Source organism: Sporocytophaga sp., from assembly GCF_017745095.1.
Taxonomy (GTDB): domain Bacteria; phylum Bacteroidota; class Bacteroidia; order Cytophagales; family Cytophagaceae; genus Sporocytophaga.
Genome location: NZ_JAGHZZ010000029.1, coordinates 17,513 through 32,484, shown reverse-complemented (window position 1 = coordinate 32,484; position 14,972 = coordinate 17,513). Strand labels below are relative to the sequence as shown.

Below are 14,972 nucleotides of genomic sequence, written 5' to 3'. Positions count from 1 at the left end.
CTATTCTTATCTCGGCGTCTCACTAAGACCTCGCATATTCTTTGGCTTTCAATAGCAAAAAAACGAAAGCCTTTCCTAGACGCTAAAACGATGTGAGCGATAAAGAAATTTAAACTTTCTTAGTGAATGGTTGAATTTTTTCCCGCAGAAATGGCATTTATTCTTTTGGTAATGACCTCCTTAAGGTGCTCTTCATGGTCATCGCCCCATTTGCCCAAGGCACCAATGATCGGAATCAGGGTCTTGCCAAACTCGGTCAGGCTGTACTCAACCTTTGGTGGCAATACGGGATAAATAACTTTGGTAATCAGCTCATGGGCTTCCAGTTCATTCAACTGCATATTGAGGATCCTTCTTGATGCATCCGGAATTTTGCGCTGCAGTTCGCTTGGGCGCTGAAATCCTTCATTGATAAACCATAATAAACGGATTTTCCATTTGCCATAGAGTACTTCGCCAATTAAATCCAATCCACAATTCAGGTTTACTGGTATTTTCCTTTCGTACATAGCGCAAATTTATGGTTATAGAACAAAATGGCAAATATGGGATAAATTTATCCCTATCTGATTCGCTTTTCCGCACTTGCAAGGGCTGTCTGTATATCTGAAATTTGCCCTAAACAAATGATTTATTATGAAAACGTTTAATTTGGATAACGAGTTGTCAGGGAAAATAGCATTAGTAACTGGTGGCACTAAGGGAGCTGGCAAAGCCATAGCAGAACGTTTGCTTAGTGCAGGAGCAACGGTTGCAGTCAGTGCGAGAAACAAGCCTGAAGAACAAAACGATCAGCTATATTTTATTGCTGCAGACCTCAGTACGCCGGGCGGGATTCAAAAAGTGGTAGAGGAGATTTTGCAGAAATTTGGAAGGCTGGATATTCTGGTCAACAACATGGGCAGTTCAGAAACTCCGGGGGGTGGTTTTGCAGTATTGACTGATGAACAATGGATTGCTACCCTCAATGCGAACTTGCTGGCGCCGGTCCGCTTGGACAGAGGCTTCCTGCCGCAAATGATCGACAGGGGAAATGGGGTCATTATTCACATCGCCAGTATACAGGGTAAACTTCCCCTATACGATTCTACCTTGCCTTATGCCGCGGCAAAAGCAGGGTTGATCAATTACAGCAAAAGCCTGTCCAACGAGGTTTCACCAAAAGGTGTCCGTGTGCTTACCGTTTCGCCCGGATGGATCATGACCACTTCTGCAATCCGGATGATGGAAAGAATTGCTGTCAGCGCTAATGGTACGATTGAGCAGGCAACTCAAAGCGTAATGGATGCCTTAGGCGGCATACCATTCGGCAGGCCAGCTCAACCGGAAGAGGTTGCAGAACTTGTAGGATTTTTAGTTTCGCCAAGGGCAGGATATTTAACAGGAACCGAATATGTAATCGATGGGGGAACCATCCCAACTATTTAATGATAACAAAATACTAAAACCATGAATTTACCAAATCTTATTACAGCCTTCGTAAAGGCACAAAATGCCGGTGAAAGTGCCGCCTATGTAGCCTGTTTTACGCCAGATGCTGTTGTGTTTGATGAAGGCAAGAACCATCGGGGAAGAGATGAGATCAAAGCCTGGAAAGAAGAAACAAACGAAAAGTACAATACCGTTATGGAGCCTGTTGAGTATTCGACAACTGACGATACGGGTAAGCTCAGTGCTAAGATTTCAGGAACATTTGAGGGCAGTCCGATACTACTCAATTTCCATTTCGCATTTGCTGATGGCCTGATTCGGTCTTTAAAAATAACGAACTGATGATCAGGTTTTAAATCTATTTGGCGAAAGTTGATTGGGAGAGACCCCATATTTCTTTTTGAAAATAAAGGAAAAATGGGAGGGGTCTTCAAAACCGACTTCGAGGTAAATCTCAGTCGGTTTTTTCTTTTTTTCGACCAGGTGATAGTAAGCCAGTTCCAGTCTTTTATCCGTTAGCCACTTTTGAGGCGTGGTACTAATCAGTTTTTTAAAGTCTCTGTTAAAGGTAGACAGGCTTCAACCGGTTAAGTAGCCCAGTCTCGAGCGGCATGTTAAACATATAATTGCGCTGCATAAAATCGATCAGATCGATCTTGCCCGGAACATCGAAGTTGGCAAGGACGCTATCTATGCTGGGATTGATCAGCCGCAGGATATTGATCGCTCCTCAATCAATTGTGATTCAAACCCACGGCTGTCCCTCTGCAAAGGCACTCACATAACTAACTCATATCCGTAAATTATACTCCAAGATAAGTTCGTAATTCAGGAGCAATATTCTTACGGATAAGCTGGTTTTGGAGCTCCCATTTTTCCATTTTTTCAAACTCCTGTAAAAACTTCACTTCCCCGCCTTCCAGCACTGCCACAGGTACGCCATCTTTCAATAATATTCTGTTTCCAAAGTATCCCGTAACTCTTTTTCCAGGAAGCAATACGCCCGTCAGGTTTAATGGATCTACGGCAGAAACGACAACCAATGATCTATTTAATTCTTTTTTACGGGCATCTCTTAACATGGTGACAGCTTCCGGCAAAGCAAACTGCTCTCCCCAAACGCCATCCACAAACCGTCCTCCTCTGATTTCGCCACGGGCTTCCATTTTCCTGAAAGTTCTGACTAAGTCCCTCCACGGTGGCATTATTGATTCTTGTTCTGCAAGCTTCCTAAATACAACACCATAACGTTTCAATAATACATTGGCGGTCATTGCGAGAAATCTATCCTTGGAAGGTTCTTCATGGAATTCGTTCCTGATAAGACTCCATCTTCCTGAATCACTCATGGTAAATGGTACTGTCCTTCGTGTAGAGGATTCCAATTTGTATTTTGATGGAACCAATAAAGCACGAAGTCCGGTAAAGCTATCTGAACTAACAATACCTGCCGAGACAAGCTCTGCAATCGCTTCCTCTGTCTGGGAATCGAATAATCTTGTTCCTATGGCAATATCTTCAAAGAAAGAAGCTCCTCGTTCTTTAAGAAAGTTTACTACCTGTATAGCCTTTGCAGAAAGCTCTGGAGCATTGTTATTGCCGGCATCATATTTCCATACTTCAGCATTTTTTCTTGAAACCAGCATGACCGGAGTGGTCTTGATCGGTGAGTTAAGTTTCTTAACAGAACCATCTGTCTTACCTATTCTTCCCCAGACATATTTCCCGCTCATACAGCAAAAGTCCAGCCATGTATGATTATAATTTGCAACTCTTGATGGAAGTATCTCCGATTCCCATGCTGCAGATGAAGCTTCAAATCCTTCCAGCTTTGAAAGAACAGCTTCTACCGCTAGTGGCCCCTCTGCCTGCTCTGAAGACAAGCCTTGCCATTCAATAAGGTACCTCATAAAATCTGCAGGAGAAACAGCTTCAATTTCTTTCCTGAGCTTTTGGAGCGTATACCGATGTATCCTTGACAAAAGCCTTCTTTCGCACCATTCAATTGTTGTGGCTGCAGGATTAAATTTTCCCCGGAATACAAATCCCTCTTGCTCTAATGTGAGCATTGCATAGTTGATGTCACTTTGGGAAATGTCCATTTCACTAGCCAGTTCCTCTTCCGTCACTGGTCCCAGACCTTCAAGCCTTCCTCTGACTATTTCCTTTAGTGCATCTTCTTTCGTCCACTTCTTTTCCCTGAGCCTTTCAGGAACAGGCAAAGAAGGGGTTAATTTGAAGTTCTTATAAATCGATTCAAATTGCGGAATCCGATCAATTGAAATCCAGAGCTTATTACCATTGGAAGTTTTAAATATGCCTGCACGCTGCTCTTTGGTAAGGACCTGGAAGAACTCATCCCATGGAAATCTTCCATCCCCCCTTTTCATTTCTTCTTCAGTGATGTATCCAAGCATGCTTAATGCATCCTGCAATTCATCCGGTGATGAGGCTACAGGCCAGGCTTCTGACTTTACAAGTTCAATCGCAGCAGCATCCAGTCTGCCAAGATCTTCAGCTTCTGAAGCATCCAGCCATCTCCTGCTCAATACTGCTCTGGTTCTTCTTTCCTCAAGTGGAGCATCATCCAGAAATGCATAAGGCCTGGCGGTGAGTATTTCCTGAGCAAGCGGAGATGGCTCCCGAAGGTCTTTAGCTACAAGCTCAACTTCTCTTTTCTCTATTCTCTTCAATACATCCTTCAATAAATCAATATCCATTGCTTCTGTAAGACAATCATGGATGGTCTGATTTACCAAAGGATGATCAGGTACTTCTCTTTCGCCCTGTATATTTTCAAAGCAAGCCAACTGATCCGGAAATACCAGCGCAACAAGGTCCTCTGACTGCATGCGCTGCAGCTGAGGAGGCATCTTTTGTCCGCCTCTTCTTCGTAAAACTGCAAGCGCTACACTGGCATTCCACCTCCATCTGATCTCAAAGATCGGAGAATCAAGCAAGGCCTGAACTAATATTTCTTCAACAGATTGTTCTTTCAGATAATTAAAAACTTCCTCCAGTGGAAAGCTGTGAGTAGAGCCCAACGAAAGGATTATAGCATCTTCTGTTGCTGCGGCCTGTAACTCGAAATTAAACTTCTTGCAAAATCTTTTTCTTAAAGACAATCCCCAACCTCTGTTTACTCTATTCCCAAAAGGAGAATGTACAATGAGATGCATATCACCTGCTTCATCAAAAAAGCGTTCTAATACCAGTCTTTTCTGAGTAGGCACTGTTCCTAAAGCTACCTTTGATAGTGCGAGATAAGTCACCAGCTGGTCTGCTCCTGCTTCGCAAAGTCCCACTTCATTTACCAGCCATTCAATTCCTTTGGTTTTCCAGGAATTGTTGTTATCATCCTTTAATGAAAATTCATCCACTTCACCAATAAGATCAGATACTGTCTCTCGAACTCTTGATACGGCATCTGACAATTCTGTTGTTCTCCCAGGGCCTTCGCCCAGCCAGAATGGCAATGAAGGAGGCTGACCCGCTGCATCTTCAACTTTTACTTTACTATTTTCTATCCTTGTAATTCTATAGGAAGCATTACCCAGCTGAAAAATATCTCCGGGTAAACTTTCAATCGCGAAATCCTCATTTAATGTTCCTACAAAAATATTCTCCGGTTCCTTTATAACATCAAAGTCAAAATTATCCGGGATTGCTCCGCCGTTTACGATGGCTGTCAATCTTGCGCCTTTTCTAGCTCTGAGTTTCTTATGAACTACATCATGAAAAATATAAGCACCTCTTTTACCTCTTCTGGTTGTAAAACCGTCTGAAAGCATGTTGATGATTTCATCAAACTCTTTTCTTGAAAGGTCCCTGAATGGATAAGCATTTCGAAGCATTTCAAAAAGAGCATCCTCATCCTGCTCTTCCGAAGCTACTTCTGCAACAACCTGTTGGGCGAGGATATCAATAGGCTTTTCAGGCATCACGATAGCATCCAGTTCACCTCTTCTGACAGAATCGAAAATAGCAGTACATTCCAGCAACTCATCTCTTGTCAGAGGAAACAACATGCCTTTCGGCCTACCTTCCACGGAGTGACCTGAGCGTCCCACTCTTTGAAGAAAAGCGGCAATGGACCTTGGAGAACTTATCTGACAAACAAGATCTACGAAACCAATATCAATTCCTAACTCCAGAGAGGATGTGGCCACCAAAGCTTTTAAACTTCCTGATTTTAATCTCTGCTCTGCATCAAACCTTTGTTCCTTTGACATACTACCATGATGCGCAGTTACAGCAGAAGGACCAAGTCGTTCAGTTAAATGCAGAGCCAGTCGTTCTGCAAGCCTTCTTGTATTGACAAAAATAAGCGTCGTCTTATGTTCAAGAATTAATGCTTCTAATCTGTTATAGATTTCTCCCCAGACTTCATGGGACATTACTGATGTAAGAGGAGAACCTGGAACTTCAATGGTAAGATCCATTGCCCTTTTATGCCCTGTATCGATGATCTTACATGGTCTCTTTCGGGCATTCCCCATCAAAAAATCAGCTACTTTTTCTATTGGTTTCTGAGTAGCTGAAATACCTATTCTTATCAATTTGTTTCCTGTAAGATGCTGAAGTCGTTCAAGAGACAAAGACAAATGGCTTCCTCTTTTACTGCCTACAATACTGTGTATCTCATCTACAATGACTGATTTTACGGTTGAAAGAATCTTTCTTCCATTGACGCTTGTAAGCAATAAATAAAGAGATTCAGGTGTAGTTACAATGATATGAGGAGGTTTCCGTATCATGGAACTTCGCTCAACACTAGTTGTATCGCCAGTCCTCACTCCAACTCTGATCTTTACATCCGGACAACCCGATTTGACAAGTTCTTCTGATATTCCCTTTAATGGCAATTGGAGGTTTCTTTCTATATCATTGCTGAGGGCTTTAAGAGGCGAAATATAGATGACTTGGGTTGCATCCTCCAGTTCACCATTGCATCCTTGCTTTACAAGATCATCAATAGCAGACATAAAAGAAGCCAATGTTTTACCAGATCCTGTTGGTGCTGCAATTAATACCGATTTTCCTTTTTTAATTTCATTCCAGGCCTGAGTCTGCACATTGGTAGGCTGACTAAAGGTTTGGGTAAACCAGGAAGCAACAGCAGGATGAAATTTGTCCGATAGCATTAGTTTTTCCGATCGTTTATGGTAAAAGTTACCTTATTTTAATGAGAAAAGAAACCTTACCTTTCAAAACAAAATAAGGGTGAAATAAACTCCTGAAAAACAGATAAATTTTAATCGGGATTAAGCATTAAAAAAATATCATTGTTAATCAAATAGTTAAATATTATAACCACGTGATGGATTATAATGATAACAGGATTTTTTTAAGGTGTAATGCTTGTCCACCTCCCCGGCCTGGTGATGAGACAAGTAAAAAAATAGTTTTCCCTGCTATATAAAAGAGAACTAATAATGGAAAAGAGAGCAACAGTTTAAGCAACAGTAACAAAATATTCCAGAAATAGTCTTGCGTCTCCCCGGCCGGTGTCTGCTCCGGACGGAATCTTACCAAAAGTGCTGCATTAAATAATAACTTGGTCTCTTTTTTTATTTATCACACCTTTTTATTTTTGGATTTAACCAGCTAAAAATCATGGATAATTTTTTATTAAAAGAACGTCGTATCTCCCAGATGAATCTTGAGGAGGTTTACTTTTGGACAAATACAATTAAAGATTGGAAATCATTGCTCTCTCCTGACAAGTACAAGGAATTTATTATTGATCTAATGAAAGAACAAGTCGAGAAAGGATTGGTAACTATTTATTGTTTTGTCATTATGCCGAATCATCCCCATTTGATTTGGAAACTAAACAAGTTAAACGGAAAGGAAAAACCAAGTGCAAGTTTTAATAAGATTACAGCCCATCATTTTGTGAAGGATTTGAAAGACAATCATCCCAAGGTTTTGGATCATTTTATTGAAAAGACAAAGGAAAGAGATTATAGGATATGGAAAAGAGATCCAATGGCAATACTAATGAATAGTAAAAAAAAGTAGAACAAAAGATAGATTATATTCATAATAATCCTTTAGGGGTAAAATGGAATTTAGTAAAAAGACCGGAAGATTATCAGTGGTCATCTGCATCGTTTTATTTGGAAGGTGATAAAAGATATTCATTTATCACAGATTACAGAGAATATTTTGGTTAAGCTGTGATTGAAAGATTCCGTCCGGTGCAGACACCGGCTGGGGAAGTGAGAGCAACAGTTTGAGCAACAGGAACAAAATATTCCAGAAATAGTCTTGCTGTTGCTCAAACTGTTGCTAATTTACTTTAATTACAAATTATGTAATTCTAAACTTGCATAAGCTAACGTGAGTCACAGGCCACGGATGAGATTCCGTCCGGTGCAGACACCGGCCGGGGAGTCAGATCAACATCTTTTATACCTTAATTGTGTAGCAGCAGTTATTTTCTTGATGGCAACGTAAAACAAAATTTACTACCATTTCCTTCAACACTGGTTGCCCAGATTTTGCCTCCTTGTTTCTCAACAAATTCCTTACAAATGATCAAGCCTAAACCCGAACCGGATTCCTGTTTTGTCCCTTTCGTTGTTTGTCTTACATCTAATCGGAACAATTTATTTCTTGAATCTTCACTCATCCCTATCCCCTCATCAATAACTTTAACTTCCAGAAGGCCATTTTCCAAAAGCTGACCAGAAACATATATGCTTTTATTTTCCATTGAAAACTTTATTGCATTTGTTAGTAAGTTTCGGATTATGGTAGAAGTCATATAAAGATCTCCATAAGCAGTACAATTATTTATTTTATTAATGATAACAACGCCTTTATTCTTTTCCATATCATTAAGGCTTTCTATAACTTCGTCAACTATTTCACATAGATCGATCACTTGTGGATTAAAATCGATTTTATTCATTTGAAGCCTGGCCCACTCAAGAAGCTCATCCAGTAAAGTAGCCACTTTTTTAATCGAATGCTGGAGCATCTCTGCCATTTTTAGCCTATCAATCTCATTGTTGTGACCATTTAAAAACTCAGCTAATTTATATGCAGAATTTATCGGCCCACGCAGGTCATGACTTATAATAGAAAAAAAAAGATTTTTATTTCTATCTAAATTTCTCAATCCTTCCTGAATTTTTCTTTTTTGCTTTAAGTCCCTTCTGACTTCAAAAAGAAAAATCAAGCCAATAACAAAAGTACCTATAGCAATTGTAATAAACAGATTTTGAATCTGGGTTACTTTTACGATCGCTCTGTCTTCTCTTTCAGTTAACAGAGAGTCCTCCAACCCTTTCATATGTTTAAGAAGATTAATAATTGCCAGATTAGTGCTATCTGACCTTATTTTTTCTGCTTCTGTTTCTATTGTCTCCTTATTAATCTCGTGGTGTTTCCGATATTGAATAAAAGTAACCAGTTCACTGATTCTTTGATCTAATAAAGAGTCTAACTGATCTAAGTTCCTTTGCTGAGTTGGATTATCCTTTGTAATGGTTTGAATTTTTGATACTGTATTGTATATAGCAATTGTATCCTGAATAAAGGAATTGTGGAACGGTGGAGAGTTTGTCTGATAGAAAGCCAATGTGTTTGTTTCCATATCGGAAATGTGGGTCGCAGTAAGCTCCAGATTATTAAGAACAGTATAGGTGTGAGATACCCATTTGAAATTGCCCAATAACTCTTTAGATTCCTTATAAAACTTGGTAATAACCAGAATGAAAATGATAAAAACTATGATATGAACGAAAGTAAAAGTATTTAAATAAGTTATTCTCATGCCGAAGAATAAATTTTACTTAACATTAAGTTATTATTCAGAAAAATGTTTTTCCCTTACTGAACAAAATGGCAAGACTTTCTCTCTCCCCAGCCGGTGTCTGCACCAAAGCCGTAAACTTTAACATTGTTTTATCGGTGATTGGTCATTCTGAGCCCTGCGAAGGATCTGATAGTCACAAAAAATTTGTTATTTATACTACCATTCTGCCAGATAGCTTAATTTTATTTATTTTGAAAGCTCAGATCCTTCGCAGGGCTCAGAATGACAAAGGAAAGAATCTGTTAATTTGACATCTATAGTTCTGCATTGGCCGGGGAATGCAGACACCGGCCGAGGAGCCAAGTAATTCCCATACAGACCACCCCGACTATCCCAAGCCAAATTGAAATAAATACCAAAACAAATTTTAAAGGCCGCATCTTTATATGGATCCTTTTAAGCTCACCAATAGTTGAGATCTCACCGATAATAACCGGTAAAAAAGAGTTTCTGTATTTTATTATTCTGTTAACTTTGAATACGTTGCCTGAAATTGTCCCTTCATATGGTTTTGTTACCTTTCCGTTAAAAGTTATAAATACAGAAGTTTTTTTGGCCCAATGTTTTCTTTAAGCCTCCTGACAACTTCGTTCACTGTCAGGTGAGTTAAGTAAACATGCTTTTCAAAAGGTAAAAAATCTCTAAACCTCATTTCACGCTGAATTTATGACTAAAAATTATACTAATAAAAAGGACTATGGTTGTCTTTTATAAAGAGATAATATCCTGGGTTAATTTTAAAAAAACATTTTACTTTCCCTTACTCTGATATTCATGAATTTTTTCTGCCATTAAATTAAATTCTTCAGCCAAATCACCTAATTCATCTTTTCTAATTATTATAATCTTTTGTCTGAAATTTCCTTTCGCTATCTCTCTCATTTTCTCTTTAAGTTCCTTTATAGGATTGGCAATTAAAGCAGGTAAAATAAAAAGCAATGGTAACACCCAGAATATAGTAAGCATTTCAACAATGTAGATATACCAAAGGGCTTGCTGATTAGTTTCTGCAGAAACCTTATTTTTCCTGTTAATAGCATCCATATTAATGCTTAAAATATTTACAAGAGACTCCTTTATCTTTAAATATTGGTCTACAAGTTTTTGATTACTTTTAGATACCTCCGGACTTAAAGCCTTTAGATTATTCCTGAATTCGTGATAAGCATTCCCTAAATTTTCAACAATTTCCTTTTCTCCTTCTTCTGTTACATTATTCTTTTCCGATTGAAAATTCTCTTCAAATACTTTAAATAGATCCTTTTCTGATTTTCCCGATTTTACACTACCATTTTTCTTTATATAAATTTCGAATAGTCCGTCTATGGCAGACATCATTTCTTTGGTATATTCAATAGAGGCTCCATTGTCTTTCAATATTCTTCCTGAAGCTTCAGATGCCTTATTAAGGTAAATATTACAAACAATACCTTGAGCTATTGCCAGTATTACAAGAACTCCCACTCCGATGGTGATTTTCGTTTTAATCCTCATAGATAATAAACTAGTTAAGAATCAGAACCACCTTATCAGATAAAAGTTAACATTATTGTTAAGCCAAAGGCAATGTAAAAATAAATTTGCTTCCGATACCTAGCTCACTTTCTACCCAGATCCTGCCGCCTTGTTCCTGGATAAATTCTTTGGAAATGGCCAGTCCAAGACCTACACCTTCTTTTGATTTTTTCCCTTCCACTTGTACAAATCTCTGAAATATCCTTTCTTTATTTTTAGGATCAATGCCTGTTCCTGTATCCTGAACAGAGAATTCAAGGTTATCTTTATGGGAAGCAATAGATACGGTTATTAAACCATTTTCAGGTGTATATCTTATAGCATTGGCGAGAAGATTGGTCATCACCCATACTGTCTTTTCAAGATCCGCTTTTACCTTCATAAGATTTTCCGGTATGGTGTTTAATAGCCTGATTTTCTTTTCATCAATATGTGTTTTTAAAACATTTTCAGAAATTTTCACAATGTCAGAAGGATTAACTTCATCAATAGTAAGACGTATATTACCTGTTTCAACCTGAGAGATATCTAAAAGCTCAGCTGTAATTTTCGACATTCTCTCTACTTCTCCTTTTACTGTTTTTACAAGATTCAACTGCTCTTCATTCAATTCCCCTATCCGTGTATCTTCTAATAATTTCAGACTTAGTTTCATGGAAGAAATTGGAGTTTTCAATTCATGTGAAACAACAGCTATAAAATTAGTTTTGGCGAGATCAAGTTTTTTATATTCAGTAATATTCTTTAAAGTTAAGATATATCCTGCAATAGATGCTTTTTGGGTATCAGGATCTTCGATATGAATTTTATAAACATCTTTCTGAAAGAAATTCTCCTCATTACCTAAAGTTATTCTTAACGGTTTACTGTTAAGATGCTTTCCTTCTTTACCAATATCCTTTATCAATTCTCTGAACAGATCATTATGAACTGCCACATCAGGAGCATATTGTTCAACTACTTCGCTGGCCTTTAAACTTATAAGCTCTTCTGCTACAGGATTAAAAACTTTGATATTCATTCCTGAATCAAAAAGAATAATGCCCTCATTCAGATTTCTTACAATTGAATCAATTCTGTTTTTTTCTGTCCTTAAATCTGCAATGTTTGATTTTTCATAATCTTGCAAACGCAATGACATTGTATTAAACGCAAGTGAGAGTTCTCCAAGCTCATCTTTCCTTCCCGGATAACTAATAGTCTGATTATAATTTCTATTTGCAATTTCTTTGATCTTTCTAGTAATCTCAATCAAAGGATCTGCTATATAGCCAGGAAAATTGAGAAGTAATGTAAATGATACGATAAATGCTGCCACTGCAATGAATGAAACATACCATATAGCCTTTTTCCCTGTTTGCATAGCCTTGGTATTCTTTCTATTCATTGCTTCCATGTTGATATTAAATACATCTGTGATGCGCTCATGTACATTCGAAAATCTTTTCTGCAGCTCTATTTCATCCATATCGGAACTATAGAACATGGAATAGTAATTATATGCCTCCTTTAAATTTTCTGTGACATCTTTTTCACCTGATTCTGTTACATTTCCCTCTTGCTTTTGCAAAGCTTGCTCGAATTTCTTTTGCTGATCTGCAATACTTTTTTTAATGCCTGAAATTGTGCTTGCACTCTTTTCTCTTCTCAGAAGATCATTCAAACCTTGAAGATTATTTAAAGCTTTTTGCATGTCTCTACAATGCTCAAGAGAGGCATAATTATCTTTAATAATTTCACCCGAATCTGCTGCTAGGTCATGGATAAAATAGATACCTGCAGATCCCATTAAGATGATTAAAATGAATAGCAATGTGGTACCTAAGGTAAGCTTAACTTTAATTTTCATATTTAAGATACTATAGTCAGATCTATCGATGTGTTCTTTAATTTCTGCTGAAGCCTGGAAATTACATCTGCTTTGAAAACTTTGGTATACCAGGAAGCTCTGGACCTTCCGGCGATTATTACAGATACATTATGGTCTCCGGAGAATTTTACTATTTCATCAGATACGTTTGTCCCTTTCAGTCTCTGTAAAGTCCCTCCCAATTCTGTAACAAGTTGAAAATTATTGATCAAATGTCTTTGAGTAGCAAGATCTACAGATTGCATAGAGGACTTTGGTGTTTCTACATATAGAATATACCATTCTGCCTGAAAACGCCCTGCATAGCGTGCTGTTTTTCTGATGACTTTCTGAGACACCTTATAGTTTTCGCTGATACAACCCAATATGTTATCGCTGAGCTTTGACTGTGGAAATACTTCTTTATCTACCTTTCGTTCAACCTGATGTGTTACTTCCTTCAAGGCAAGTTCTCTAAGTTGCAGGAGATTATCTTTCTTAAAAAAATTAGTTAATGCCGTTTGAATTTTTTCCGGAACATAAATTTTCCCTTGCATTAATCGCTCAATTAATTCATCTATAGTAAGATCAATATTCACCACTTCATCCGCCATACGAATAATACGATCAGGAACCCTTTCTTGCACTTCTACTCCTGTAATTTTAGAGACCTCTGAATTAATACTTTCTATATGCTGAATATTGAGTGCGCTGATTACATTTATTCCGGCATTTAAAATCTCTTCAACATCCTGCCATCTTTTTTCATACTTTGATCCTGGTACATTGGTGTGTGCCAGTTCATCTACAATGACAAGTTCAGGGCGCTTTAATATGATAGCGTCTATATCCATTTCCTCAAGACGATGGCCTTTGTAAAAAATCTCTTTCCTGGGTATCACAGGTAAACCGGTGGTAAGGGCTTCCGTCTCAGATCTTTTATGCGTTTCAATATATCCAATCCAGACGTCCACATTGTTCTTAAGCAATTGATGCGCTTCCTGCAGCATTCTGTAGGATTTTCCAACACCAGCAGACATACCAATATAAATCTTAAACTTTCCTCGTTTAGAGTGCTGTATCAGATTAAGAAACCTCTCAGCCGATGCGGACTGTTCTGACATATTCCATTTTATTTTATAAAACAATCAAATCATGGAAGGGTTATAACCTCTCTCCATGATTTGATTAAATTAACTTTACTAAAATTTAAAAGCCACTGAGGACAACACTAATATACTGCTATTGGACGTCTTGGCATTATTTATAAATACTTTATCTTTTGATTCAAACGCTTTTCCCTCGATCTTCCAGATCATATGTTCGGTAAGTTTTAAGTTAAGCCCTAAAGAACCTGAAAAAGTCTGAAACCCATTAACTGTACCGGAATTAATGATTACTCCATTTTTATCATTATAATATTCACCTCTAGCTGCTAATGCTATTTTATCTGTAATGTTACACTTTAAAATTAAATTGGGATTCCACCATACATAATCACCATTGGAGTTAAGTTTTTTCTGGAAACCAATATCAAAAGCAGCTAGTATAGTCAGCTTGTTAAAAGTGGCCTGCACGTATAAATCATTAAAAAACCTTCTTGTAGACAATGAATCCGTATTAACAATTTCTGTTGTATTTTCATACGCTCCGGCTTCTTTTCCATAAAACGTGCTGTAATTGATCAATACCTTTTCATGGGGTTTATACTGAATCTGGCTTCCCAAAGCTTTATTCTTATTGTGGTCTGTTATATTCTGCCATCCATTCAACGCCAATCCAGTCAGTAACAATTGATCATTTACTTCATATGTGGCTTTCACCCCCGTTTCATAATATGGTGTATTGTCTGCCATCATGGACCTCGAAAGTGTCAGGTCGTTAAAGGAAATTGCGCTTTCTGACCCTATATGAGAAGCAAAAATACCTGCATCAATCCATAATTTATTTGCCACCATATACCCGGCATATGCTTCAAAAATGTTTCTTAGTACTGCTGGTTCTGCTGCATAGTTATATTGCACATAGGTTCCTGATTGTAATGCAAACGCTCCTCTTACTCTATCTTTTGAATACTCGAGTCCTACTATGCCATTATTAATATTGAATTCATTATGTCTGTTGTGTGAATAAAGAAAAATGTTCCCGTTAACCATTTCACCATCGACGCGGGAAGGCGGCTGATTAAAATTATAACCATAATAAATATCCGCATATCCCCACAAGTTGACATTATTTTTAGATATTCTTAAACTGTCTTTTTCCTGAGCCTCTACAAATATTGGGAGGATCATCAAAACAATAAATACACGTACTAAAACTCTTTTTTTCATTTTAAGATAAATTAAT

The 14,972-nt window shown here is 37.8% G+C and carries 12 protein-coding genes; 4 read left to right on the top strand and 8 right to left on the bottom strand.

Annotation, left to right across the window (positions count from 1 at the left end):
* Positions 1-119 precede the first annotated feature (119 nt).
* Positions 120-509, bottom strand: a complete 390-nt coding sequence (locus J7604_RS24275) for a helix-turn-helix domain-containing protein (RefSeq protein ID WP_293902259.1) — start codon at positions 507-509, stop codon at positions 120-122.
* Between the two features lie 127 nt (positions 510-636).
* Between J7604_RS24275 and J7604_RS24270 the strand changes: the two genes are divergently transcribed.
* Both J7604_RS24270 and J7604_RS24265 read left to right on the top strand, forming a co-directional pair.
* The gene (locus J7604_RS24270) at positions 637-1,428 is read left to right on the top strand and encodes an SDR family oxidoreductase (RefSeq protein WP_293902256.1); all 792 of its coding nucleotides are present in this window, start codon (positions 637-639) and stop codon (positions 1,426-1,428) included.
* Between the two features lie 21 nt (positions 1,429-1,449).
* The gene (locus tag J7604_RS24265; protein ID WP_293902253.1) at positions 1,450-1,773 is read left to right on the top strand and encodes a nuclear transport factor 2 family protein; all 324 of its coding nucleotides are present in this window, start codon (positions 1,450-1,452) and stop codon (positions 1,771-1,773) included.
* A gap of 3 nt (positions 1,774-1,776) precedes the next feature.
* On the opposite strand, the gene J7604_RS24260 is transcribed toward J7604_RS24265, so the two are convergent.
* Together J7604_RS24260 and J7604_RS24255 are read right to left on the bottom strand one after the other, a co-directional pair.
* Entirely contained in the window at positions 1,777-1,974 is a 198-nt protein-coding gene (locus tag J7604_RS24260; protein ID WP_293902286.1) for an AraC family transcriptional regulator, read from the bottom strand.
* Between the two features lie 260 nt (positions 1,975-2,234).
* Positions 2,235-6,575 (bottom strand): DEAD/DEAH box helicase, encoded by a 4,341-nt coding sequence (locus J7604_RS24255; protein ID WP_293902251.1) that lies wholly within the window; start codon positions 6,573-6,575, stop codon positions 2,235-2,237.
* A 472-nt stretch (positions 6,576-7,047) separates the two neighbouring features.
* Here J7604_RS24255 and J7604_RS24250 point away from each other — a divergent pair, with 472 nt between their 5' ends.
* Positions 7,048-7,455: a transposase gene (locus tag J7604_RS24250; RefSeq protein WP_293902249.1), complete on the top strand. Its 408-nt coding sequence runs from the start codon at positions 7,048-7,050 to the stop codon at positions 7,453-7,455.
* Between the two features lie 415 nt (positions 7,456-7,870).
* Here the strand turns inward: J7604_RS24250 and J7604_RS24245 are convergent, their stop codons facing one another.
* Entirely contained in the window at positions 7,871-9,217 is a 1,347-nt protein-coding gene (locus J7604_RS24245) for an ATP-binding protein (protein WP_293902246.1), read from the bottom strand.
* Positions 9,218-9,285: 68 nt separating this feature from the next.
* On the opposite strand from J7604_RS24245, the gene J7604_RS24240 reads away from it, so the two are divergent.
* On the top strand, positions 9,286-9,510 hold the full coding sequence (locus J7604_RS24240; RefSeq protein ID WP_293902243.1) for a hypothetical protein: 225 nt from the start codon (positions 9,286-9,288) through the stop codon (positions 9,508-9,510).
* A gap of 499 nt (positions 9,511-10,009) precedes the next feature.
* Here J7604_RS24240 and J7604_RS24235 read toward each other — a convergent pair whose 3' ends face one another.
* From J7604_RS24235 to J7604_RS24220, 4 genes are all read right to left on the bottom strand, one after another.
* Complete coding sequence (locus J7604_RS24235) at positions 10,010-10,753, bottom strand: HAMP domain-containing protein (protein WP_293902240.1); 744 nt, start codon at positions 10,751-10,753, stop codon at positions 10,010-10,012.
* Between the two features lie 58 nt (positions 10,754-10,811).
* A complete protein-coding gene (locus J7604_RS24230) occupies positions 10,812-12,623 on the bottom strand; it encodes an ATP-binding protein (RefSeq protein WP_293902237.1) in 1,812 nt (603 codons plus the stop codon).
* A gap of 2 nt (positions 12,624-12,625) precedes the next feature.
* Complete coding sequence (locus J7604_RS24225) at positions 12,626-13,747, bottom strand: sensor protein KdpD (RefSeq protein WP_293902234.1); 1,122 nt, start codon at positions 13,745-13,747, stop codon at positions 12,626-12,628.
* Between the two features lie 78 nt (positions 13,748-13,825).
* Positions 13,826-14,956 carry a porin gene (locus J7604_RS24220; RefSeq protein WP_293902231.1) on the bottom strand — a complete coding sequence of 377 codons (1,131 nt, stop codon included), beginning with the start codon at positions 14,954-14,956 and terminating at the stop codon, positions 13,826-13,828.
* Positions 14,957-14,972: the final 16 nt, after the last annotated feature.